The organism is Chitinophaga eiseniae (genome assembly GCF_012641265.1).
GTDB lineage: Bacteria > Bacteroidota > Bacteroidia > Chitinophagales > Chitinophagaceae > Chitinophaga > Chitinophaga eiseniae_A.
Genome location: NZ_JABAHZ010000006.1, coordinates 20,429 through 45,668, shown reverse-complemented (window position 1 = coordinate 45,668; position 25,240 = coordinate 20,429). Strand labels below are relative to the sequence as shown.

Sequence of the window (25,240 nt, the reverse complement as noted above, 5' to 3'; positions counted from 1 at the left end):
GGAATTTGTTGCGATGAATAGTTAATATTATTATTAATCGAAACAAACTTAATAAAATAATTTAAAAAATAATGACCGCTGATGTAATTATTTATTAAAAGACAGGAGATTGTGTCGTGCAATCAGGCAACCACCAATAATACCGGCTTTTTCGTGCAGTTTGGACATACGCAGCTGGGTATCGTTATTCACCAGGCTAAGCGAATATTTATTGAGGGCACTGCGGATGGGCAGGCGTATATAGTCGCCCGTTTCAGCCAGGGTACCGCCAATGATCACCAGTTCCGGGTTAAAGAGATTGATCAGCACGGAAATACCGCGGCCTATTTTTTCGCCCAGTTCCGCAATCAGTTCTATACAGAGTACATCTTCACTCATGGTAGCCTGTATAATGTCGGATACGCGCAGGTTTTCCGGCATTTTCTTTTGGTGCAAAAGGCTAGAGGTATGGCCTTGCTCTATTCTTTCCTTGAACATGCGGATCAGCGCCTGCCCGGAGGCTTCCGTTTCCAGGCAACCCTTTTTACCACAGTGGCAAATCAGTTCGTTGGAAAAAATGGGAATATGGCCAAACTCGCCACTGAAGCCGGATTTACCCCGGTATATCTTCCCGTCTATCATAATACCCAACCCGATACCATAGTCCAGGTTGAGAAACAATACATTCTTTTCGTCGTGTACGGTGCCGTTGTAAAACTCCCCATAGGCCATCGCCCTGGAATCGTTTTCCACAAAAGTTTTGATGCCGATGGCGTTTTCCACGATCTGGCTCAGGGGCTCTTCATTGAAGTGGAAATAGCTGTAACTATAACCTTTTTCGCTGTTGATGCGCCCGGAGAGATTCAGGCAGGCCGCAAAGATCTTCTTCTTATCTACTGTTACATTATTAATGAACTGCAGGATAATCTGGATCAGGTCGTGAAACGATTCGGGGGTATTGGCCAGGGTAAAGGGCACCCGCATTTCCGAGGTCACCAGCTCCTTTTTAAAGTCGAGCAACCCAATGTTCACGTAGAAATTCTTAATATCTACGCCAATAAAAAATCCGGATTCCGCTACCAGGCCATACATGCTGGCCCTGCGCCCACCTTTGGAGTCGTCTTTCCCGTAATCTTTCACGATGCCGTCGCTGACCAGTTCATTAATGAGACTGGTGGTTTTGGGTACACTGATGTTTAAGGCAAGGGTTAAGTCAGTAATGGTGCTGTTGCCTGCCTGGTCCAGATGGTCGATAATGGCTCTCTTCAGGGATTTGTTCTTGTAGGCCACTCCGGCCAGGGTTTCTTCTGAAAAAATTTCAAATATGCTTTCCTGGGTTGTCATGCAATAAGTGTGATATTTTTCTTTAAAAGTACTATTTAATTAATAAAGTTAACAAAGTTGTCTTGAAACGTCATTAATTAATAAAATTATTTAGTATTGATTGTTTGGTAATTAAATTAATTATAAATTGTCCTCTGTAAATAAAATAATTTAAAAAGGATGCAACCAAAAGTAGCCGATCAGCCACAACCAGGGGAACAAACACCAGCCGCGTTAGATAAAGCCTATTATGCCGCACTGTATAAAGACGAATTGCTCGACAATATTTTGCCGTTTTGGGTGCAGCATAGCAAAGATGAAAAATACGGCGGCTACTTCACCTGTCTGAATCGCGATGGCAGCGTATTCGACACCGATAAATTTATGTGGCTGCAGGGCCGCGAAGTATGGTGCTTCAGCCATATGTTCAATAAAATAGCACCCCGCCAGGAATGGCTCGACATGGCCCTTCACGGCGCCGCGTTTATGGAAAAATATGGCCGCGATGAAAATGGTAACTGGTACTTCTCCCTCAACCAACAAGGCAAACCCCTGGTACAAGCCTATAATATCTTCAGCGACTGCTTCGCCGCCATGGGATTTGCCTCACTCGACAAAGCAGCACCCAGCGACCGCTTTAAGGAAATAGCGCTCACTACTTTTGATAACATCCTCCGCCGCCAGGAAAATTCCAAAGGCAGCTATAATAAAGCTTACCCGGGAACCAGGCCCCTCAAGAGCTTCAGCTTACCCATGATCCTGTGTAACCTGTCGCTCGAAATGGAACACCTCCTCGGCGCCGACAAAGTATCTGCCTTTATCCCTACTGTACTCCACGAAGTAATGGACGTATTTTATCAACCGGATAAAAAACTCATCGTAGAAAACGTATTTGCCAACGGCCATTTCTCCGATAGCTTCGATGGCCGCCTCGTCAATCCCGGCCACGGTATTGAAGCCATGTGGTTTATCATGGACCTGGCCCGCCGCCTGCAGGATCCTACACTCCTGCGCAAAGCATGTGATATTATGCTCTATACCCTGGAATATGGATGGGATCAGCAATACGGCGGCATCCTCTATTTTAAAGACATCCTCGGCCACCCGCCACAGCAACTGGAATGGGACCAGAAGCTCTGGTGGGTACACGTAGAAGCACTCATCGCGCTGGCCAAAGGATACGTGTTTACCGGCGACAAACGCTGCGCCGAATGGTTCCTTAAAGTGCACGACTATACCTGGCAACATTTCCGCGACGCAGCATATGGTGAATGGTTCGGCTACCTGGATCGCCAGGGACAGGTATTACTTCCGCTGAAAGGCGGCAAATGGAAAGGCGCTTTCCACGTTCCACGCGCCCTCTACCAGGTGTATTCCACCTTCGAAAAACAATAACAGACAATAATGCTTTTATCCTTCCTGTAAATTAAAAGTTATGAGTAAACCAAATCTAAATGTGCTTATGTGGCGCACACTGATGCTGATGATAGCCTTTATCATGCAGCATACACTGGCGATAGCACAAAACAAAAATGTAACAGGCACCGTCAGAGACGAAAAAGGTAACGCCCTCCCGGGCGCTACCATCCTGGTAAAAGGCACTAAAAAAGGAATGGTGTCCGGCATCGATGGGACCTTCAGTCTCAATGCCGGCGATGCCCCGGTAACGGTAGTTATTTCTATGACTGGCTTTTCCCCGCTCACGGTAACGGCTACACCGGGAATTGCCTTTAATGCGGTATTAAAAGAGAATGCAAAAGAACTGAATGAAGTAATGGTAGTGGGTTATGGCACCCAGAAGAAATCATCCCTCACCGGTAGTGTGGCGCAGATTTCTTCCGCCGAGCTAAAGAAAACACCCGCCATGAACCTTACCAATATGCTGGCAGGCCGCCTGCCAGGATTGGTAGCTACCCAAACTTCCGGTCGCCCGGGATTTGACGACGCCTCGCTCCTCATCCGCGGACAAGGCACCTACAACAACAACAGCCCGGTAGTGATTGTAGACGGGGTACAGCGCTCTTTCGCCAACCTGGACCCTTCTGAGGTGGAAAGTATCTCCATCCTCAAAGATGCAGCGGCAGCGGCTACCTATGGCGTACAAGGCGCCAACGGCGTGATACTCGTCACCACCAAAAGAGGTAACTCCGGAAAGCCCATTGTATCTTACGATGGAGAAGTGACCCGCACCGCCTTCACCCGATTCCCCAAATTCCTCGACGGACCAGATTATATGTACTGGTTCAAAAAAGGAGAACAAATGGATAACGATTACCTCACCGCTACCAGCGGCGATCCTATCCCTTATACTTATTCCGATGCACAGATAGCCGCATTGCGTAATGGTACCAACAAAGATCCTTTCCTCGGCAACACCGACTGGACCGGCATGCTCACCGGGCGCAAAACAATGGCACAACACCATAGCGTTAGCGTGAGAGGAGGTACTGATAAGGTGAGATATTTTTCCAATGCCAGTTACCTGAACCAGGAAGGGGTGGTAAAAGGGTCTGATTACAAACGATACAACGTACGCACCAACCTCGATGCTACCATCAGCAAAGTGTTTTCCGTAGCGCTGGATCTGGGCGCCCGCCAGGAAACCCGCAACAGTACCGGTATCCCAGCCGATGACGGCGAATACATGAACCCCTTTTACCAGGCGGTAAGAACTTTACCCAACATACCGGCTACCTACAACGGGGTACCCACGGCTACCCGTTCCAACTCGGGCTTCGTAAATCCCATCGCTGCGATCGATAACTCCGGCTGGCAACGGTATGTAACCAGCACCTTCCAGGGCGCTATGACCTTTACCGCACATATACCTTATGTAAAAGGACTGGACCTGAAACTGATGACCGCCTACGATAAATCTTTCCAGGAATTCCGGGGATGGACAGAACCCTATAACCTCATGGTAAGAGAACAGGGCGCCTCCGGCTGGTACTGGAATCCATCTACCCCTCCGGGCATCAATATCAACACCATCCGTCAATCACAGGCCAACAATTCCCGTCAAACTTTCCAGCCAAGTATTAACTATAGCACGGAAATAGGCAGCCATAGCATCAAGGCACTGGCGCTGTATGAATATTCACAGACAGATAGAAATGGTTTCTCTGCCGGCGGCGCCAACCTGCCGCTCACAGAGCTGAAGGAAATTGATTTCCGCGATCAGGACAATAAATACATTGTACAGCCTACCGGCAACAGCGGTACCAATGCCCGTGCCGGCCTGGTAACAAGAATCAACTACGCCTATAAAAATAAATACCTGCTGGAACTGGTATCCCGCTATGATGGATCGCTTTATTTCCCTACGTATAACCGTTGGGGTTTCTTCCCCGCTGCTTCCGCCGCCTGGGTACTGAGTGAAGAAAATTTCTTCAGTCAGCTGAAAGATAAAGTGGACTTCCTGAAGCTGAGAGCCTCTTACGGTAAACTGGGTAACGACCAGGGGATCGGCGATTATCAATATCTCCAGACATTTTCCCTGTCAGCCAACCCCGTGGTGGTCATCGGTGATAAATCCGTTTCCGGCATCTACTCCGGTGCTATTCCCAATGCCAACCTTACCTGGGAAAAAGCGTATAATACCAACGTAGGTATAGACGCAACCCTCTTCCACGGCGGGCTGAGCGTGTCGGCCGATTATTTCTACAAACTCACCAAAGATATTCTCGACGTGCAAGGCAACCTGTTCCCGCCCTCCATGGGTAGCTACTACCCGGCAGTGGTAAACCGCGGCATGGCCGATATCAGGGGATTTGACCTGCAATTGACACATCGTCATAAAGTAAATAACAAGTTTGATTACGCAATTACCGGTAACCTCAACTGGTCGCGCAATAAAATACTGGTGAAGAACGATCCCGATGGATTGCCCGCCTGGCAGAGAAGCCCCGGCAGGAGCATCGGTGAAAAGAGAGGCTTTATTTCCGAAGGCCTGTTCCAGAGCTGGGATGAAGTAAACAACTGGGCCTCTTCTCCCAGTGGTGGCGCTGCGCCGGGATTCATCAAATACCGCGATATCAATGGCGATGGTAAAATTACTACCGATGACATTACGTATATGGGTCGCAGTAATATACCACAACTCATGTATGGCCTGAACCTGGAACTGCGTTATGGCATCTTCGATTTCTCCGCCCTGATCCAGGGCGCTGGTTTGAGAGATGTATCACTGGGTGGGGAATATGAAGGTTCGTCCGGCACCTGGGGCGTGAATGATAACACACCATTTACCCGTCCGTTTTATGGCGGTGGCAACAGTCCTTACTACCTGGTAGAACAGGCCTGGACCCCCGATAATCCGAATGCACGTTATCCCCGCTTAACAGCTGACCGGGCAGGTTTCCCGAACCACAACGGCTGGGCTAACTCACAGTGGGTAAGAAACGGCGCTTATGTGCGGCTCAAGTCCGCCCAGCTGGGGGTGACCTTACCGGCTTCCGTGCTGAGAGCCCTGAACGTGGAAAAATGCCGCTTTTACCTGGCAGGCTTCAACCTCCTCACCTTCGATCACCTGAAGTACATGGATCCTGAAATGCCTAACGCCAATAACGGCTTCTATCCTCAGCAACAGATGATGTCTTTCGGCGCTAACCTTACTTTCTAAACGGAAAAGCTATTACTTATGACCACATTACGCACTCATATAAAAACGGCCTTACTGCTGCTCGCGCTGGCAGGCAGCGTACAGTCCTGCAAGCTGGATGGTATGCCCGGTGATCGCTACACCGATGCAGCTATCTGGAAAAATGCCGCCAACGTAGACCTGTACATGTACGGCATGTACGATCAGTTTAAGACCTATGCTTTCGGTCAGTTTCCCATCGGCTATAGCAACGCTACCGATGCATTTACCGATATCGAAAAATATACTTCCAATTCCATGGGGAATGGAACAGTGAACAGGCTGGCTTATAATCCCGGGCAGGTGAATGCGGCTTCACCCAGCATTTCTGTCTGGGAGAACGCCTACAACAATATCCGCCGCATCAACGAGTTCCTGAACGGGATGCAGCTATATAGCAAACTCACCGATCAGCAAAAGGTGCAGTTCGAAGCAGAAGCCCGCTACCTGCGCGCTTACAACTACTTCTGGCTGGCGCGTATCAACGGGAGCGTGATCATCATGGATAAACTCCCTGCTGATAAAAATCACCCCCGCTCCAGCGAAGATGACGTGTGGAACTTTATCGCCACAGACCTCAATTTCGCTGCACAACATTTACCGAAGGAATGGCCTGCGGCACAGAAGGGAAGAGCTTCCCAGGGCGCCGCTTATGGGCTGCTATCACGGGCATGGCTATACGCCGCATCGGTAGCGGAGTATGACAACAAACAATTTAATAAAGACCCGCTCACCGGTGTTCCTTCTGCTAAGAAAACGGAGTACTATCAACACGCGGCAGATGCTGCTGCGGCGGTGATCGGACTAGGTATCTACGACCTGGAAACAGATTATGCCAAGGCATTTCTGAACAACAACAGCAAAGAATCCATCTTTGCCGTGTATTACCAGCGCCCGGGCGTTACGCATCAGCTGGACTTCTTCTTCTCTCCCCCGGCAGATGTAGCTGGCGGCGGCGGTACCGGCGTACCTACAGCCGAGCTGGTGAATGAATATGAAATGGCAGATGGCCGTAAATTTTCCTGGTCAGAAGCCGATATGAAAGCTAATCCATATACGGGCAGGGAGCCCCGGTTCTATGCTTCCGTTATTTATAACGGCGCCTCCTGGAAAGGCAGAACCATCAATACTACACCCGAAGATGATAAGGAAGGTTATATCGATTTCAAAGTAAAAAGCGATCCGTTTAAAACGGTAACCGGCTACTACCAACGTAAAATGCTGGATGAAACCAACACTGATATCCTGGTGCTCAATAGCAACCAGCCCTGGGTAGAAATGCGCTATGCAGAAATATTACTGATACATGCGGAAGCATTGACCAAACTGGGCAAAATAGCAGAAGCCAAAAACTCCCTGGATAAGGTAAGGTCCCGGGTAGGCCTGCCTGGTACACCGGCTGTTACCCCCGAAGCTATGATGGCCGCCATTGAACACGAACGTAAAGTGGAACTGGCCTTTGAAGGTCACCGCTATTGGGACCTGCGCCGCTGGCGTAAAGCGCATATCGTATTAAACAATGTGCGTTTCCACGGGCATAAGGTAACGTCCAATGGTAACGGCTTCGACTATACGGAAGTAGACTGCGACAAGGAAAACCGTTATTTCCCGACCTCCTTCTACTACATGCCGATCACACAAGCCGAAATCGTGACCAACCAGGCAATGAAACAAATTCAGGGCTGGTAACCAGCTATGCGTAACAATAAATGATTTGTACATGCGAAATATATATCAAGTACCTGCAATCATCATGGGGTTAGGCATGGCGCTCGCCGCCTGCCACAAGCCGGAACCCATCTTTCCAAAAGAAGACAGCAAGCCGCAGTCGATCTGGCTGGAATTGCCCGGTGTAAAAGACGCCACCTTTGAACCGGTATACAATGCCACCAAAGACAGCGCCTTTATCGAAGTGCCTTATTTCTACCCGGTAGAATCAGATAACGAAACGGATATCCACAAATTGATATTACGTGCCAACCTGCCGCTGGACGCCGTAATGCGCCCTGCTATCGGCACATTGATGGATATGTCTAAACCCATTAACCTGGAAATAACCGGCGGTACCGGCCAGAAAAGTAAGCTGGTGGTAGTAGCGAAAAAAGTAGGAGATGTGAGTGTGAAGAAAGCCACCATGCATTACCTGCTGGATGGCGCCGACACAGAGGTGGAAGCCGTGATAAAAGATAATGACGTGATCTTTTATGTACTGCCTGGGGTAGATGTATCGAAGGCACAGGTGAGCGTAACGGTCAACAGTCACTCTACCGCATCCATTGCCGATGGCGCTACGGTGAATCTTTCCAACCCCGTACCCTTTACGGTAAAAAGTATAGACGGCATCGTAAAACAGTATACACTAAAAGTAATGCCGCCGGTGAAGAAACCTTACGGTATTGGTATTACCCGCAAGCTGTTTGTGAAGCTGGGCGCAGCTTCCGGTGGTGGCGGTATCAGCACCAACTATACCGAAACCAGTATGGCCGTGAGCGGCGACTACCTGGTAGTGGTGAGCAATACCAACCCGTCGAAATTGCGGCTGTTTAACCGCACTACGGGCAACTATGTACAGGATATGCCGTTGCCGGTTAGCAATTTCTATTCCTTCCAGATGCAGAACGATTCTATGGGAGCATTGGTAGGCGCCAGCTTTGCCCCCCTGAACGATAAGTTTACCCTGTACCGCTGGAAAAGTGCTACCGACCCGGCGCCGGAAAAAATCCTGGAGTGGAGCAATAACACCGCCTGGGCAGGCGTAGGCCGCCGGGTACGTATATACGGAGACCTGTATAAAGATGCAGTGATCTATGCAACGGCCTCTCAAACCGCAGACATCTACAAATGGCGTATCCACAATGGTAAAATTGTGAATGCTGCCAACACGCCGGATGTGAATGCAGCGCCGGTGGTGGCTACTTACAAGGGCACTGATAACGTGGGTTACCTGGCAGATGCATTGCCTACAGGGGCATCTTTCTCCAGTACCTATTTCATGAACTATGGCAGTGAAATAGCCATGGTAAATGGAGGCAGCAACGCCCGTATCGCCGCTTTCAATACTGATGCTGCCGGCTATATTTTCCACGCGCCTTCAGTGTACTTCAACTTCAACGGCGCCAGCTACCTGGCCTTTGTGAAGTACAACTCCTGGAGTCTCAACAACGGCAATATCGCGCTGTTCGACGTCACCGATCCGGCGGCGGTGAGCATGTCGCCCGCCAACCCGGCCTATGGTGCATTCAACGTATTTAACTCCGAGTCTATTGGCGGCGCAGCCGACAATGGCAACGGTACCGGTGATGTGTGCGTGTCTTTTGCGCCCGACAGGTCCAGCGCCTACATTTATATGTTGCTGACCAATGTGGGTATCATCGGATATGAACTGACCACCTATTAATCACCCTGTCCGGAGCATAGCGCATCCTATGCTCCGGTTTTTAAAAGCACTGCCTCATGAAAAAAATACAACTCATTCCTGCGCTGTTGCTGCTGTTGCTGGCCATAGCCGGATGTAAGAAAAATAATAACACCACGCCTGTCGTAGACCCTGATGAGGGCACCGATACCCTGGTAACGCCCGGGGGGAAAAAGGAAGCGATTGTGTGGATAGATTTGAATGCCAACGTATTTGGTACCTATGGCCGGTTTAACGATACACCGGCTATCCGTAAAACACTGGATACATTACAGCAGATTGGTATCACGGCACTGGTGGTAGATGTAAAAGAATCTTCCGGGCATACGGTGTTTCCCAGCGCCTATACCAGCAAAGTAGCCAGCCACAATGGGAAGTCGCTGCCCGCTGGTGTCGACTACCTCGACTTTATGGTGAAAACCGCCAGGGAAAGGAAGATGAAAGTGTATGCCTCCGTGATGACTTTCGTAGAGGGAGATAACGATACCAAAACCGGCGCCGTTTTCGAAGATGCTGCGTTCAAAAATAAATACCAGGCTATCGTATGCGACGCCAGCGGTAAACGGGTACCTATCACGGAAACGGGCCGCCCCGGCTTTGTGAACCCTGCTTATCCTGAAGTGCAGGACCGCATTATCAATATCCTGAAGGAGATCGTTACTAAATATCCCGTAGATGGCGTTATCCTCGACTATGCCCGCTACGCCAACATCGATGCAGATTTTTCTGACTATAGCAAAACACAGTTTGTACAATACCTGAAAGACGTGTTCAATGACCAGAACGCCAATTTCATGAGTTTCCCAACAGACATCGTTTCTTCCTGGAAACAGGAAAACGGGCAAACCACGCCCGCTGCTACGGGCAAATATTACAAACGCTGGCTGGCCTATCGCATGAGTGTGATCTACAACTTTGTGAAGAAAGCACATGCCGCGATCAAGGCTACCCGTGCAGACGCCCTGTTTGGCGCTTATGTGGGCGGCTGGTATGGCGATTATTACCCGGTTGGTGTTAACTGGGCCAGTCAGAAATATGATCCGTTCAATGATCCCGTGCTCCGTATGGACTGGGCCTATCCGCAAACCAAAGATTACGGCTATGCCGACGAGCTGGGACTGCTGATGACGGGTAACTATTATGCGCAGATCATGCTGGCAGACAACCCTGCTACTGCCGGATTAACCTATAACTGGTGGAGCCTGGAAGGTTCCCTGAATGGCGGCCGTTATGTGACCAAAGGCAAAGTGCCGCTGGTAGGTAGTATCGACGCCGGTAATACCGTGTGGAACAATAAATCCGATATCCGTAAAGCAATTAAACTGATCCTGTCTAAAACTTCCGGTGTCATGATCTTTGACCTGGTACATTTATACGCGCCGCAATACAATCATATGGGCGTGCCATTGTGGGACGAAGTAAAGGCCGGCTTACAGCCATAGATCTATGAAGCAACGTAATCAGAGCCTGGATGCTTTAAGAGGGTTGGCCATTTTCGGAATGGTGCTGGCAGGCAGTATTGCCTTCGGGATACTGCCTGCCTGGATGTATCATGCGCAGGAACCGCCTCCTGCACATCAGTTCAATCCGCAGCTGCCCGGTATCAGTTGGGTAGACCTCGTATTTCCGTTCTTCCTGTTCAGCATGGGCGCTGCCATTCCCTTATCTCTCAAAAAAAGGATACAGGAAAAAGCAGGCTTTCCCGCCATAGCAGGACTGGCGGTGAAACGTTACCTGCTGCTGGTGTTCTTTGCCCTCTTTTCCCGGCAAATGGCCCACGCGGCGCCGGGTGCTATGGGGTATGGAGTTGCCATCCTGGCTTTTGGGCTGCTATTTATTTTGTTCTTCCAATCGCCTGCTGGTAGCCGCTTATGGCGTATCCTCAAAGGAGTAGCGGTATTGGTTACGGCGGTGTTGTTATATGTGTTGCCTTTTGACGACAACAAAGGATTTTCACTAAACAACAGTGACATTATTATCCTGATATTGGCCAATGTATCCTTTGCTGGTATTTGCTGGTGGTATATTACGAGGAATCATCCGCTGTGGCGACTGGCATTATTGCCTTTGCTGGCGGGTATTTACCTGAGCGGAACGCAGCCGGGTAACTGGTGTTATACCTGGCTTCACTGGTCGCCGCTTCCCTGGATGTACCAGGCAGGCTTCCTGAAATATCTGTTTATCCTGTTGCCCGGCACACTGGCCGGCGACTGGATGCTGCAATATGGCGCAGCCACCAAAGCGCCGGATGCCGGCGAGATAGTCCGGATAAGGCTGGCTGGTAATTTTGCAGCGGCCATACTGATAGGCAATGTATGCCTGTTGTTTGGCCGGTATACTACCATTAACCTGGTGGCTACGCTGGCTGGATTGCTGCTCTGCTACCTGGCCGTGGCAAGTCTCCGCCGGGAACATTTTCAGTTATTGTATCTTTTTTTGCAAACGGGTGCTTATCTTGTTGTACTGGGCCTGTGCTTTGAATCATTTGAGGGCGGCATAAAGAAAGATCCCGCCACGTTTAGCTATTACTTTGTTACTACCGGCCTTGCCTTCCTGGTATTAATTATCCTGTACGCATTGCAATACAGCAGGGTAGGGCAAATCATCATCCATTACCTGTCTGTTGCCGGCCGTAATCCAATGGTGGCCTATGTTGCGGGCAACCTGTTGTTATTACCGCTGTTGCAGCTCACCGGTGTTATCCATTTTTTTGACGCCATGGGGCAGCAGGCAGCTACCGGTGTGTTAAGAGGATTTTTGTTTACTGGTTTGGTTACCGCCCTTGCCGCCTGGTTTACCCGCCGGCAATGGTATTGGAAAACATAAAACGATATGACATTAAAAAGTATTCCTTTGTTGCTACTGGGATGTATAGGCGGTATAATACCGCTGCTGGCGCAGGATTCCAGCTATCATAATTATTTGTACGACAGCCGTACGGCTTACTTCCGTCAATTGCCGGTAGCTAAAAAGCCGGTAATATTTTTTGGAGATAGTATTACGCAGTGGGGCGACTGGTGCGAGTTCCTGGGGAAGGCCAACATCCTGAACAGGGGGATTGCCGGCGATAATACCAATGGTTTGCTGGCCCGGGTAGATGAAGTGATCCGGCATCGTCCATTGAAGTTGTTTATCCTCGTGGGTACCAATGATCTCAACAAGCATATGCCGGCAGCATCTATTGTGGCTACCTATCGCCGCATTATCAGCGCCGTGCAGGCGGCTTCTCCCGGTACCCGCATTTTTGTACAAAGTGTATTACCTATCAATAACCAGCTGATAGGACGCCAGTACTATACCGGCACTAACGAACAAATTATTGCGCTTAATGCAGGGCTCAAAGAGATGGCGAACAGCTTGCAGCTAACCTTTGTAAACGTTTATGATGCGCTGCTCGATAACACCGGGCAAATGGATGCCCGCTATACATACGATGGGCTGCATCTTTCCGGGGAAGGCTACCTGAAATGGGTACAGGTGCTGAAACAACAACGATTAATTTAATTCATTTATCAATAGCAGAACATGAATCTCTCGTCGATAGACATTGTGATCATCTTTCTTTATCTGGCCGTTATTGTGGGGCTTGGATTCTGGATATCAAAGAAAGCTTCCAAAAATATTCAATCTTATTTTTTGGGAGATAATAATATCAAATGGTACTGGTTGGGATTCAGCAATAGCAGCGGGATGTTTGATGTAAGCGGCACGGCCTTTTATGTGGCGCTGCTCTTTGTATATGGTTTCAAAGCGGCGTGGCTGCCATGGCTATGGCCTATCTGGAACCAGATTTTTGTAATGGTATTTTTGGCCATCTGGATCAGGCGAAGTAATGCCATGACCGGCGCCGACTGGATCATCAAACGATTTGGCGATGACCGGGGAGGCCGGCTGGCACACATTATCGTGGTGCTTTTTGCTATCGTAAGCGTAATCGGGTTTATAGGATACGTATTTGTAGGCATTGGCAAATTCAGCGCTACCATTTTGCCCTGGGACCTGTCGAATCCTTTGCTGAGCAGTCAGCAAACATACGCGGTGATCATTGTAGCGCTGACTACTTTGTACACCGTAAAAGGAGGGATGTATAGTGTGGTAGCCACAGAAGTGCTGCAATATGGTATTTTGCTGGTGAGTTGTGTACTGGTGGTAACTTACGCCGTACATGATGTAAACTACACTGAGTTGCATCATCGCTTACCGGAGGGGTGGAATAATTTCTGGCCATCCTGGAAGCTGGATGTCAACTGGAGCAATTCTTTTCCACAGGCCAACCAGAAAGTGGCGGAAGATGGATTTACCTGGTTTGGTGCGCTGGTAATGATGATGATTGCCAAAGGCGTATTTTCGAGTCTCGCGGGCCCCGTGCCCGGCTTTGATATGCAACGCATTCTCAGTGCCAAGAAACCCAAAGAGGCGGCTATGCTCACCGGCTTTACCAACCTGGTATTGTATATCCCCTTGTTTATGATGGTGAGCGCGTTGACGCTGATTGGTATTAACTATTTCATGCCTGTATTGCAGGCGCAGCAAAAGCCCGACTTTGAAGTGATATTGAGTAAAGTGGTGGGCGGTTATCTGCCTGCCGGCGTAAGAGGCGTAGTGCTGGCTGGTTTGCTGGCTTCTTTTATGAGTACATTTTCCGCTTTCGTGAATGCGGCCCCTGCTTATTTAGTAAATGATTTTTATAAAAAGTATTTTAAGCCCAACGAGGCGCCTTCCCATTATGTGAAGTGGAGTTATGTTACTTCTATCGCGGTAATCCTTACGGGCTGCATCTTTGGTTTGTTTGCCAATTCGCTCAGCTCCCTCACCTTGTGGATTTCTTCGGCGCTTTATGGCGGCTATGCCGCGGCCAATGTGCTGAAATGGATATGGTGGCGATTCAATGGCTATGGCTATTTTTCGGGCATGCTCACCGGGCTTATTTCCGCCACCTTCGTACCTAAGCTCATGGGATTACTGGCCACGGCCTATTTCCCGCAGTACGCCGATTTATTTGGGAGCGGTATCGGTACGTTAATTTCTTTCTTCATCATCCTGGCATTTTCTATGACAGGCAGTGTGCTGGGTTGTTTACTCACGCCTGCTCCCAGTCAGCAGGTGCTCACCAGCTTTTACGCCAACACCCGTCCCTGGGGCTGGTGGAAGCCGGTAGCCCGCTGGGTCAGGGCCGCAGATCCCGGCTTTGTACCTAACCGGCAGCTCAAATGGGATATCCTCAATATACTGATAGGCATTTGCTGGCAAATGAGTATGGTGATTATGCCGATCTGTTTTGTTTTTGGTTATTTTGAGAAAGGCTTCCTGGCCATGGGTGTATGGTTGGTTTGCATGGTGGTGCTGAAGTTTACCTGGTACGACCGTCTGCATATCACCGCCGCAGAAGATACGAATACTGTTCATCCTGTAGCCGCTACTGTAGCTATTGAAACGGAATAATATGATGAAACGCATGATATTGGCAGCGGGGCTGCTGCTGCCGCTGAGTGCCGCCGCCCAGTACGACAGTACTTATGGCAGCACTTATTACCGGCAAAAGGTAACGCAGTTTAACCTGATCCCTGATACGGAGGCTGGCGAAATTATTTTCCTGGGAGATAGTATTACAGATATCGCAGAATGGGCAGATCTGTTTAAAAACTGTAAGATCAAGAACCGGGGTATCAGCGGCGATATGACCGCGGGTATTTTGAACCGGTTGTCGGAAGTCACGCGCCGTAAGCCTTCCCGCATCTTCCTCATGATCGGTATCAACGACCTGGCCAATGGCGTACCCGATAGTGTGATTATCAGCAACTATGCGAAGATCGTGGATCGTATCCGCCGGGAGTCGCCCGCCACCAAGCTATATGTACAAAGCATCCTGCCTACCAACGATCAGTTTACGGAGTTTGCCCGGCATCAGCACAAGGAAGCACAAATTGCCGCTATTAACCAGCAGCTGGAACGCATGGCGGTACAACGGGGATACACCTACGTAAATTTGCACGATGCCCTGTGCGATAGTGAAGGAAAGCTGAGTACCGATTATACCAACGATGGACTGCATTTAAAAGGCGCCGGGTACCTGGTCTGGAAAAGTATACTGCAACGAAAAAAATATTTATAAATGAAAATTACCGGCACTTTCTTAGATGAGATCAGCCACGATATCCCGCATCAGAACTGGGGTAGGGCAGAATGGCGGAAAGATTTTGAGCATATGAAAGCCATCGGCATCGACACTGTTATCCTGATTCGTAGCGGTTATCGTAAATTTCTGACCTATCCCTCCCGCTACCTTATAAAGGAATTCGGCGCTTATGAGCCACCGGTCGACCTGGTAAAGATGTACCTGGAACTGGCCGATGAAATGGATATGCAGTTTTATTTCGGGCTGTATGATAGTGGCAAATATTGGGACACCGGCGACATGTATCATGAAATTGACAGCAACCGCTTTGTGATAGACGAAGTGTGGAAAACGTATGGTCATCATAAAAGTTTTAAAGGCTGGTATCTCAGTATGGAGATCAGCCGCAAAACCAAAGGCGCCGCTACCGCATTCCGCACGCTGGGCCTGCAATGCAAGGAAGTGAGTAACGGGCTGCCTACATTGATATCGCCCTGGATAGATGGGAAAAAAGCTGTAATGGCGGCGTCTGCCGGTCTCACCAAGGCAGATGCGGTATCGTTGCAGGAACATGAAAAAGAGTGGAGCGAAATCTTCGATGGCATCCGCGGTGCGGTGGATGCCGTTGCTTTCCAGGATGGACATATCGATTACCATGAACTGGAAGACTTTTTCCGGGTAAATAAAATGATGGCAGACCGTTATGGACTGCAATGCTGGACCAATGCTGAAAGTTTTGACCGGGACATGCCCATCAAATTTTTCCCCATCAAATTTGAAAAACTGCGACTTAAGCTGGAAGCAGCCAGGAAAGCCGGTTATGATAAGGCGATCACTTTTGAATTTTCACACTTTATGAGTCCCCAGTCGGCCTACCTGCAGGCGGGACACTTGTACAACCGGTACAAGGAATATATGCACACGTTCTGAGGGGAACGGTTGTTAAAACGGGGCTGATCCACCTGGATCGGCCTTTGTTTTTTATACCCCATGTGAATGCGCTGTTTTATGTTTAAATTTGGGCAACTTTTGAAATCCTTATTTGACTGGTACATGCGCAAAAAATTTGCTGACACACTCATAGGCAGATTCCTTAAAAAATTAGGTCCGGGGCTGATTACCGGCGCCAGTGATGACGATCCTTCCGGCATAGCCACCTATTCACAGGCCGGCGCACAATTTGGATTGGCTACACTGTGGACGGCGCTGCTCAGCTTTCCGCTGATGGCTGCAGTACAGGGCATGTGCGCCCGTATCGGTATCGTCACTTCCCAGGGGTTAACGGTTACCTTAAAACAATATTATCCCCGCCCGGTATTATACCTGATGCTGTTGTTCAGCTTTCCGGCTATTACGCTTAATGTAGGCGCTGATATACAGGGAATGGGCGCGGTATGTCATATGATGGTGCCCACCGTGCCGGTATGGGTATTTTGCGTGGCTATTACCGCCCTGATGATGTTTATGATCATCCGGTATTCTTATCAGAAAATTGCCATGATCCTGAAATGGCTCTGTGTATCGCTATTCCTGTACCTGGTAGTGCCTTTCCTCCTGCAGCTCAACTGGATGGACATTTTGAAGCACACCTTTATCCCCGATATACAATGGAATAATGATTATCTCTCCATCATTGTCGCCATTTTAGGGACCACCATTTCTCCTTACCTGTTTTTCTGGCAAACCACCATGGAAGCGGAAGAGCAGGAGCATAGCGGTAATGGGAAGAACGGAGCGCAGGGCATATGGGTAGATAAACGGATGTTGAAAGACATGAGAACAGATGTGAATGCTGGTATGTTGTTTTCCAACATCGTGATGTTCTTCATTATCCTTACTACGGGCAGTGTATTATTTTCTGCAGGAATCAACCAGGTGGAAACTGTAGACCAGGCGGCCAAAGCGCTGGAACCCCTGGTTGGCAAACTAGCTTCCCTGATGTTTACCCTGGGGGTGCTGGGCACCGGGTTGCTGGCTATTCCCGTACTTACGGGTTCGCAGTCTTATATGCTGGCGGAAACCCTGGGCTGGGAAGAAGGCCTGGACAAAACATTCGCGGAAGCCAAATCGTTTTATATCTCTATCATCATCTCCCTCCTGGTAGGGTTATCACTCGATTTCCTGGGCGTTAGTCCCATGAAGGCTTTGCTCTATACTGCCGTTGTATATGGGCTAACGGCTCCTGTGATGATTGCTATGATTATGCATATCGGCAACAATAAAAAAATCATGAAGGAATATACCAACTCCTGGTTTTCCAACCTCCTGGGGGCACTCACGCTCGTGCTGATGACGGCTGCCGCTGCGGCTTTGATTTATTCTCTCTTTTAGGAGGATGAAAATAGTATTTGTTTTGGGGAGAAAAGGATTAGGAGTGATTCACTTTATGCTGTTTATTGTATCTCCATATAATAAAGTACTTCTGAACAGTCAATGAAGATAAATACATGAATCGCTTTTCCGCTTTGATCATCGTTCCGGCCCTGCTGTTGTCGCTCACAGTAGCCAGCCAGCAGCGCATATCCGTGAATATGCCACCCAACACTTTTAAAGATGCTACGGTGAAAGTACAGGAAGCCATTGCCGCCTGTAGAAATATTCCCGGCGCCGTACTGGAATTCCAGCCCGGTCGCTATGATTTTTATCCCGACAGTGCCGTAAAGAAAACGTACTTTATTTCCAATACTTCCGATGAAGAGGAAGTGCCCGACAAGATAAAAACCATCGGATTGTTTTTTGAGAACTTTAAGGGGCTCACCATCGAGGGGCATGGCGCTTCGCTGGTATTTCACGGGAAGATGATCACCTGGTTGTTTGATCATTGTGAAGATATCAGGTTGCGCAATATCAGTGTAAACGCAGAACGTCCTTCCATGTCAGAAATGACGCTGCGAACAGTTACACCACAACAGGTAACCGCTGTTATTCACCGGGATTCCAGGTTTGCCATTCTCGATGAGCGACTGGAATGGTATGGGGAGAAATGGAAACTGCAGCAGTTCCACGCGGTATTGGCAGACACTGCGAAAGGTATGTATACTTACTCGTCCTGGAGTCCTTTTTATAAAAGCAAAGCTGTGCTGCTGGCGCCGGGTGTGGTACAGTTTACCGGCGACTTTTCCTCATTCAAAGGGGTGCCGGGTAATATCTTAACTGTCAGGGATGGTATCCGTGACCAGGTAGGCGCCTTTATGCAACATTGCCGCAACATACAGCTGGAAAATATCAATATGCATTATATGCATGGCCTGGGCATTGTAGCGCAGTTTTGTGAAAATCTTCATTATAGCGGTGTACGGATTATGCCGGCTTCCCACAGTGGAAGGGCCATGGCTTCCTTTGCGGATGGTATGCACTTCTCCGGTTGTAAAGGCGATATCACCATTACCGGGGCCCACTTTAAGGGCTTGCATGATGACCCGGTAAACGTGCATGGCACGCATCTGCAAATCGCTGAAAAAATATCATCGCGGGTATTGAAGCTGCGTTTTATGCACCACCAAACCTATGGCTTCGCTGCCTTCTTTGCCGGCGACAGCATAATGCTGGTACATAGCGCTGCCCTGCAGGGGTATGGCATGGCTAAAGTAGCAGATGCCAAAATGTTATCGCCACGTGAAATGGAAGTCACGCTCGACAAGGACGTACCGGCTGCCACCCGCATTGGCGACTGCCTCGAGAATATTACCTGGACACCGTCGGTGACAATACGAAATAGTATTTTTGAAGGCGTCAATACCCGTGGATTACTGGTAACTACCCGCAAGAAGGTAGTGATTGCCGACAACACATTTTACCGCACCGGTATGCATGCGATCCTGATCGCCGATGACGCCAGCAGCTGGTACGAATCGGGGCCTGTACAGGATGTATCCATTACGGGTAATACTTTTGAAGGAGTGGGGTATAACCAGTCGCCGGACAATTACGTCATTGCCATTGCGCCGGAAAATCATGAACTGGTGCCAGGATATATGGTACACCGGAATATCCGTATCACTGACAATACCTTTAAATTATACGACTACCCGGTGTTGACCGCCAGGAGTACCGGCCATCTTATCTTCCGCAATAACCGCTTTACCTGGATGAAAGATTACTTGCCGGCAGGAGCGGAGCGGGCAGCGTTTAAGCTCACCGCCTGTGAAAAGGTGACGATCAGCGATAATGAATCCAGCCTGCCTTTTAAGCCGGAGGTGCAGCTGGAACAAATGTCGCGTAAGGAATTGCGTACCGACCTAACGGTAAAGTAACTACGTAGTTAGCGGGCATCTTTCGCCACCCGGAAGCCCTGGTTGCTGAAAGATGCCCGTTTATTTACCCGCCCTATATCCACAGAGTTAAAGAACGAACAGGACGCCGCGCTGCACCACCAGGAGCCGCCGCGGGCATGCGCCAGCGACGGTTTTTCATCGGGGCGTACTTTCCCGCTGCAAAATTCAAATACATTTCCATATACATCATACAACCCCCAGGCATTGGGCTCGAAACTGCCCACCGGCGAGGTATACATAAATCCGTCTGAGCTGTCGGCCTGCAGGTGATCCTTTGCCCGCCAGATATTGGCATAGCGGCCAATATCCGTTTGTTGTCTCCCGAAAAAATAATCGGTGGCAGCACCCGCGCGGGACGCTATTTCCCACTCTTCCAACGTAGGAAGCCGCACACCAGCCCATTCACAATAGACCTGTGCATCGTGGTAGCTGATGCAGGTAACCGGGTGATTCATTTTGTGGTCGATACCGCCGGCACTCACGCCGTTGGGGGAACGCCAACAGGCGCTGCTATCGTTATGCCATTCAAATTCTGCCAGTCCAGGTACAAATACCAGCGCATCATGGCGTTGCTCCGCATCGGTAACATAACCCGTAGCCTTCACAAACGCCATAAACTCCTCGTTGGTAGTTTCACAGCCGGCAATGTAAAAGGAGTCAACGTTTGCCAGCCGCCGTGGATTCAGGGTATGTTGTTGCTTCCCTATCCAGTACCGGCCTTTGGCCACCAATATATACCCGCAACGCCATTGTGCGGCGCAGGTATATACGCTGACCAGCAGCAGCGCTGTACTAATGGTTCTTAGGAAGCGTATCATAAAAGCTTTTTGCCCGCTGGATAATCAGCTCTTCGTTGGCGGTATTTAAAGTGAGCGCCGCCCGGTAACTGCTTTCGTAGTCGGTGCTGGCATATAATTTTTTAAAGGAGGCGGAGGACATAAAAGGTCCGTATTCATTCTTTTTCATCAGTAACATCAATACGGTCAGTATATCATGATCCTTATGATCGCGGTTGTATACACTGATCAGCAGAGGAATCATCTCACGGGCATTGACATCTGCAATGGCTTTTTTATAGTTAATGCCTATGCGGTTGGTTCTGCCGATCGATTCGGTCATCAGGGCTATCACAGAGTCGCGGTTGGCCTGGAAGAAATTGCCCTGGCGCTCGCTCCAGCTGAAATCGCCGAAAGCGTCCGGCAGCTGCCCGAAAATCTTTTTCTGTAAGTCGGGGTCCGGCGGTATCGCATCGCAGTTCTGGCTATAGGTTTCCGCGTGGATCATGTGATAGGTGAACTTTTCCCGCAGCGACAACGCCAGGTAGTCTTTTTGAGCGATAGGCAGGTTTTCATTTTCGTCTGAGGGAACATTTTTGATAAGGGCCAGCACTTTCTCCAATCCGTAAGGAGGCCGGGTTATTTTCTGGCGGTATTTTTCATAGGATTCATTGGAGTTTTCCTGGGCAAAGCTATGTTGGTACAAGGTTACCAGGACAAGGAGGGCGATCACTTTTTTCATACAGTACTTAAAAATTTTGCGGGAAGTTAAAACAGCGCGGAGGAATTGCCAAACATCGGCTGCCAGCCCCGGCCATTTTGTGGAGCAGCACCCCTATTTTTAACATATAATTTCGAACCTCCGTCGTAGACTGTTGTTACTCCATATAGACCATTTACCCGCGACTGCACTGCCTATTGTGAATGTTTAAATTATCCTGGTATGAAAAAAGTAATCATGCTCCTCGCCTTCACAGCAGTCACCTGCTCCGTTTATGCGCAGTCCAGCACCTTTGCCATGTCCGGGTCCCGCAAAGAAGCCCGTAAAGAACGCCACGAGCGCAAAATAACCCTGAGAGAGCTTAAAAGCTCCGAGGTCAGTTTTCAGTCAAAACAGGCGTTCGACCGGGATTTTGACCATACCACCAACATGGTTTGGACCCACGACGTGTATTTCGACAAGGTATCTTTTCTTAATGAGAAAGGTATGCCCATGTCGGCTTATTACGACTACGATGCCAAGCTGGTAGGTACTACTGCCCCGGCAAAGTTTACTGATTTACCGGTAGCGGCGCAGAAAGATATCGCAAAGCATTTTTCGAATTACGAGAAGGCGCCGGTCGTCTTTTTTGATGATAACGAAGCTAATGAAACGGATATGATCCTTTACGGAATGCAGTTTGAAGACGCTGATAATTATTTTATAGAACTGAAGGATAAAAAGAATCAACCGGTTGTATTGAGAGTAGATATGCTCGGAAATGTAGAGTTTTTTGCAGAAATGAGTGACATTAAATTTTGAAAGGTTATACCATGTTCAACAAAACGATGTGGATATTGCTGTTAGTTGGTTTCCTGGTAAACAGCTGTGCTACCACGCATAGTATGGATCAGCTCCAGGGGCCGGCCAACGGCAATATTACCTACCAGACCTTTTACGACGATTTATCGCCTTATGGTACCTGGATGGACTATCCTGGCTACGGGAATGTATGGAGCCCGAACGCAGATGATGATTTCAGGCCCTATGCCAGCAATGGGTATTGGGACTATAGCGACGAAGGCTGGGCGTGGATGTCTGATTATAGCTGGGGGTGGGCGCCGTTTCACTATGGCCGCTGGCTGTATGACAATGCGTATGGCTGGTTATGGGTGCCCGGTTATGTTTGGTCGCCCGCATGGGTTACCTGGGGATCGCTGGATGGCAGCTATTGCTGGGCGCCCCTCATGCCCGATGTAAACGCTGGGGCGCAATTTGGCGCCTGGCGTCCGCACGACTTCTATTGGAATGTTTGTCCCCGGGAACACATTTATGATCATAACCTGGGCCGCGTTCTCCAACGGCCGGGATCGGTAACTAATATCTCCGGCCGGGTTACTATCATCAATAACTTTGGTAGTACCAGCATGCATAATCAATATTATTCCAGGGGGCCTGCTGCCAACGAAGTAGCGCAATATACCCATCGCACGGTAATGCCAGTGCCTATCAGACCGGTCAACACCGCTAACCTGGTAAAACACGAAGGCAATGAAATGCATGTCTATCGTCCGCAGGTAATGCGCCCGGGCGATGGAGGTACCGGCAGGGTAACAGCGCCACGGCCACGGGAATTCAGGCAGGCGCAGCAAAATGTGGCCAGGCCGGTACGGATCGATGATAACTGGCCTACTGCCCGTCCACCCGAACAACGGATGAATGTACAGCAATTGCCCGTAAACAGGGTAGGTGGCGGCGGTAGCCGCGTAGGGGGAAGGCATTAGTAAAAAGCCGAAAACAGGAGGCACGCAAAGGAGCTAAGAAGCAAAGCAGCAAAGGCATTTTGTCAAAACATAAGCTGTTAAGGAGCTTATAAATTTCTTTGTTGCTTTGCTTCTTAGCTCCTTTGCGTGCCTCTTTTTACTTAAATTTATAGACACAATCTTTTTTTATGAAGCGTACTATCCTCTCTTTATGTTTTTTATTGGTTACTGCCATCGTATATGCCCAGCGCATTAAACCGGATGTAGTCAACACCGCAGCCGGGTCGTTAACCATTCAGCCCATTGAACACGCCAGCCTGGTATTACAGGCTAGCGGCAAAACGATTTATATAGACCCGGTAGGCGGCGCCGGAAAATACCAGGGCCTGGCAGCGCCAGATCTGATCCTGGTAACAGATATACACGGCGACCATTTTGATCCGGCTACCCTCACCGCCATCCGTACTCCCAATACCATCCTGGTAGTGCCGGCAGCAGTGGCGGAGAAACTACCGGAAGCCGATAAAAAAGGCGTGGTGATCATGAAAAATGGCGATCAGCAAACCGAAGCCGGTTTTGCCATTACCACCCTGCCTATGTATAACCTGCCTGAGAGTCCCACCGCCATGCATACCAAAGGCAGGGGAAATGGTTACGTACTCACCATTGGTAAAAAACAGGTATATATCTCCGGAGATACACAAGGCATCCCTGAAATGCGTAGCCTGAAAAATATCGACATAGCCTTTGTATGCATGAACCTGCCCTATACTATGGATGTACCCGAGGCAGCAGATGCGGTATTGGCATTCAAACCAAAAATCGTATATCCATATCACTATCGCGGCAAGAACGGTTTGAGTGATGTGAACCAGTTTAAAAAACTCGTTGATGCGGGCAACAAGCATATCGATGTGCGGTTGCGCGACTGGTACGCGAAATAAACCATTAATCCATGTAGCATGAGTAAAATCATTTGCCCCGGCTGCCTGCTGCAGCTCGCAGACGCCCAGCTGGCGCCATCCGACAGGTACAATGCTTCCGGCGAATGCGAAGATCTTTTCAACGAACTGTCTATTCGCACCTTTGCAATGAAGCACCCGGATTTCCGTCACCAGCTGGCAGTAGATGCCTATGGCGCTCAGCATGCCGGCGGCGTGTCTAAACCGATGACCACCGCCTACGCACTGATAGGGCTGTACCTGGCACTGGAGCATGGTTTTACCGGGAGGCAGGTGCAACATGTACACAGCATTATCGTGAAGCAAACCTGGGAACAGCTAACGCCCCCGGCTACACCGGCGGGTATAACAGTACAGGATGCACTGAAAGCGCCGGGTGGAGACGAGCTATATGCTGCGATGCAAAAATGGGCCCGGGCAGTATGGGATAGCTGGGCGCCTTACCACAACTGGGTAAAGGAAAAAGCAACTCCCTATATTTAAAAGAAACATTTGTATAGTTTTGCATCCCATGATGCAACTCACTTCTTTACCAGAACTGGCTATTGCGGCGATAATCATTATTATCGTCGCATTTCTTTGTGTAAAAAAAGGAAAGCTTACCGGCCCCGCCGCCGTTACCGCCGCCATACTGGGTATGTGCGTTGCCCTCGGCATCGGCTACGGAGGGTTATTACTGTTAGGTACTTTCTTTATCACCGGTGTGGCAGCTACCGGGCATAAAAAAGGGCTGAAAACCGCGCCGGGAGAACAACATGCAGAAAAGCGAACCGCCGGGCAGGTATTTGCCAATGGAGGCGTAGCCGGCATAGCAGCCCTGCTCGCACTTTTATACCCCGACCACGAACGTTTATTTATACTGATGGCAGCAGGGAGTTTAGCAGCAGCTACTGCAGATACCGTATCATCTGAACTGGGAACGGTATATGGCCGCAACTTCCGGAATATACTCACCTTCAAAAAAGAGGCAAAGGGATTAGATGGGGTGATCAGCCTGGAAGGCACGCTGTTGGGCGCTGCAGGCGCATTATTATTGGCCGTGTTATACTGGTTTTTTTTTGGAGGATATAGCCGCGCGTTGTTGGTGCTGATAGGCGGCATACTGGGTAATGTGGTTGATTCCTTGCTGGGAGCCACGTTGGAACGTAAACAGGTAATAGGAAATAATACGGTCAATTTTTTGAATACGCTATCAGGAGGATTGATAGCAGCAGCGGTATATTTAGTTTTTTAGTGTATTTGTTAGCGTGGTACCAGGGAATCCTATAATTTTTTCATTTTCACAGAGTTTGAT

Annotated in this window: 20 protein-coding genes; 17 read left to right on the top strand and 3 right to left on the bottom strand. The window is 49.2% G+C overall.

The genetic code is table 11. The features are described from left to right. Window positions 1–87: 87 nt before the first annotated feature. Window positions 88–1,323 (bottom strand): ROK family transcriptional regulator, encoded by a 1,236-nt coding sequence (locus tag HGH91_RS22450; RefSeq protein ID WP_168741043.1) that lies wholly within the window; start codon window positions 1,321–1,323, stop codon window positions 88–90. Between the two features lie 159 nt (window positions 1,324–1,482). On the opposite strand from HGH91_RS22450, the gene HGH91_RS22445 reads away from it, so the two are divergent. The 12 genes from HGH91_RS22445 to HGH91_RS22390 all read left to right on the top strand — a co-directional run bounded on the left by HGH91_RS22445 (window position 1,483) and on the right by HGH91_RS22390 (window position 19,724). Next, on the top strand, window positions 1,483–2,697 hold the full coding sequence (locus HGH91_RS22445; RefSeq protein ID WP_168741042.1) for an AGE family epimerase/isomerase: 1,215 nt from the start codon (window positions 1,483–1,485) through the stop codon (window positions 2,695–2,697). 40 nt (window positions 2,698–2,737) lie between these two features. After that, window positions 2,738–5,923: a SusC/RagA family TonB-linked outer membrane protein gene (locus HGH91_RS22440; RefSeq protein WP_168741041.1), complete on the top strand. Its 3,186-nt coding sequence runs from the start codon at window positions 2,738–2,740 to the stop codon at window positions 5,921–5,923. 18 nt (window positions 5,924–5,941) lie between these two features. Continuing rightward, window positions 5,942–7,630, top strand: coding sequence for a RagB/SusD family nutrient uptake outer membrane protein (locus HGH91_RS22435; protein ID WP_168741040.1), 1,689 nt, complete (start codon window positions 5,942–5,944; stop codon window positions 7,628–7,630). A gap of 31 nt (window positions 7,631–7,661) precedes the next feature. Further along, window positions 7,662–9,338: a DUF5018 domain-containing protein gene (locus HGH91_RS22430; RefSeq protein ID WP_168741039.1), complete on the top strand. Its 1,677-nt coding sequence runs from the start codon at window positions 7,662–7,664 to the stop codon at window positions 9,336–9,338. Between the two features lie 56 nt (window positions 9,339–9,394). Then, complete coding sequence (locus HGH91_RS22425) at window positions 9,395–10,798, top strand: family 10 glycosylhydrolase (protein WP_168741038.1); 1,404 nt, start codon at window positions 9,395–9,397, stop codon at window positions 10,796–10,798. A gap of 4 nt (window positions 10,799–10,802) precedes the next feature. Beyond that, entirely contained in the window at window positions 10,803–12,182 is a 1,380-nt protein-coding gene (locus HGH91_RS22420; protein ID WP_168741037.1) for a DUF5009 domain-containing protein, read from the top strand. A 6-nt stretch (window positions 12,183–12,188) separates the two neighbouring features. Further along, a complete protein-coding gene (locus HGH91_RS22415) occupies window positions 12,189–12,860 on the top strand; it encodes a GDSL-type esterase/lipase family protein (protein WP_168741036.1) in 672 nt (223 codons plus the stop codon). Between the two features lie 21 nt (window positions 12,861–12,881). After that, window positions 12,882–14,798, top strand: coding sequence for a sodium:solute symporter family protein (locus tag HGH91_RS22410; protein ID WP_168741035.1), 1,917 nt, complete (start codon window positions 12,882–12,884; stop codon window positions 14,796–14,798). 1 nt (window position 14,799) lies between these two features. Beyond that, a complete protein-coding gene (locus HGH91_RS22405; RefSeq protein WP_168741034.1) occupies window positions 14,800–15,468 on the top strand; it encodes a GDSL-type esterase/lipase family protein in 669 nt (222 codons plus the stop codon). Then, window positions 15,469–16,401 carry a DUF4434 domain-containing protein gene (locus HGH91_RS22400; protein WP_168741033.1) on the top strand — a complete coding sequence of 311 codons (933 nt, stop codon included), beginning with the start codon at window positions 15,469–15,471 and terminating at the stop codon, window positions 16,399–16,401. Window positions 16,402–16,500: 99 nt separating this feature from the next. Further along, window positions 16,501–17,802: an NRAMP family divalent metal transporter gene (locus tag HGH91_RS22395; protein ID WP_247651815.1), complete on the top strand. Its 1,302-nt coding sequence runs from the start codon at window positions 16,501–16,503 to the stop codon at window positions 17,800–17,802. Window positions 17,803–17,918: 116 nt separating this feature from the next. Then, a complete protein-coding gene (locus HGH91_RS22390; RefSeq protein ID WP_168741032.1) occupies window positions 17,919–19,724 on the top strand; it encodes a right-handed parallel beta-helix repeat-containing protein in 1,806 nt (601 codons plus the stop codon). Window positions 19,725–19,732: 8 nt separating this feature from the next. Here HGH91_RS22390 and HGH91_RS22385 read toward each other — a convergent pair whose 3' ends face one another. Both HGH91_RS22385 and HGH91_RS22380 read right to left on the bottom strand, forming a co-directional pair. Next, window positions 19,733–20,563 (bottom strand): formylglycine-generating enzyme family protein, encoded by an 831-nt coding sequence (locus tag HGH91_RS22385; protein WP_168741031.1) that lies wholly within the window; start codon window positions 20,561–20,563, stop codon window positions 19,733–19,735. Next, the gene (locus HGH91_RS22380; protein WP_168741030.1) at window positions 20,538–21,263 is read right to left on the bottom strand and encodes a hypothetical protein; all 726 of its coding nucleotides are present in this window, start codon (window positions 21,261–21,263) and stop codon (window positions 20,538–20,540) included. Before HGH91_RS22380 ends, HGH91_RS22385 begins: the two co-directional genes overlap by 26 nt. Before the next feature lie 201 nt (window positions 21,264–21,464). Between HGH91_RS22380 and HGH91_RS22375 the strand changes: the two genes are divergently transcribed. From HGH91_RS22375 to HGH91_RS22355, 5 genes are all read left to right on the top strand, one after another. Beyond that, window positions 21,465–22,043 (top strand): hypothetical protein, encoded by a 579-nt coding sequence (locus HGH91_RS22375; RefSeq protein WP_168741029.1) that lies wholly within the window; start codon window positions 21,465–21,467, stop codon window positions 22,041–22,043. An 11-nt stretch (window positions 22,044–22,054) separates the two neighbouring features. Then, a complete protein-coding gene (locus tag HGH91_RS22370) occupies window positions 22,055–23,005 on the top strand; it encodes a DUF6600 domain-containing protein (protein WP_168741028.1) in 951 nt (316 codons plus the stop codon). A 167-nt stretch (window positions 23,006–23,172) separates the two neighbouring features. Continuing rightward, on the top strand, window positions 23,173–23,928 hold the full coding sequence (locus HGH91_RS22365; RefSeq protein ID WP_168741027.1) for an MBL fold metallo-hydrolase: 756 nt from the start codon (window positions 23,173–23,175) through the stop codon (window positions 23,926–23,928). 18 nt (window positions 23,929–23,946) lie between these two features. Continuing rightward, window positions 23,947–24,429, top strand: coding sequence for a DUF5946 family protein (locus tag HGH91_RS22360; RefSeq protein WP_168741026.1), 483 nt, complete (start codon window positions 23,947–23,949; stop codon window positions 24,427–24,429). Between the two features lie 28 nt (window positions 24,430–24,457). Further along, a complete protein-coding gene (locus HGH91_RS22355; RefSeq protein WP_211092392.1) occupies window positions 24,458–25,180 on the top strand; it encodes a DUF92 domain-containing protein in 723 nt (240 codons plus the stop codon). The last annotated feature ends 60 nt before the right edge of the window (window positions 25,181–25,240 follow it).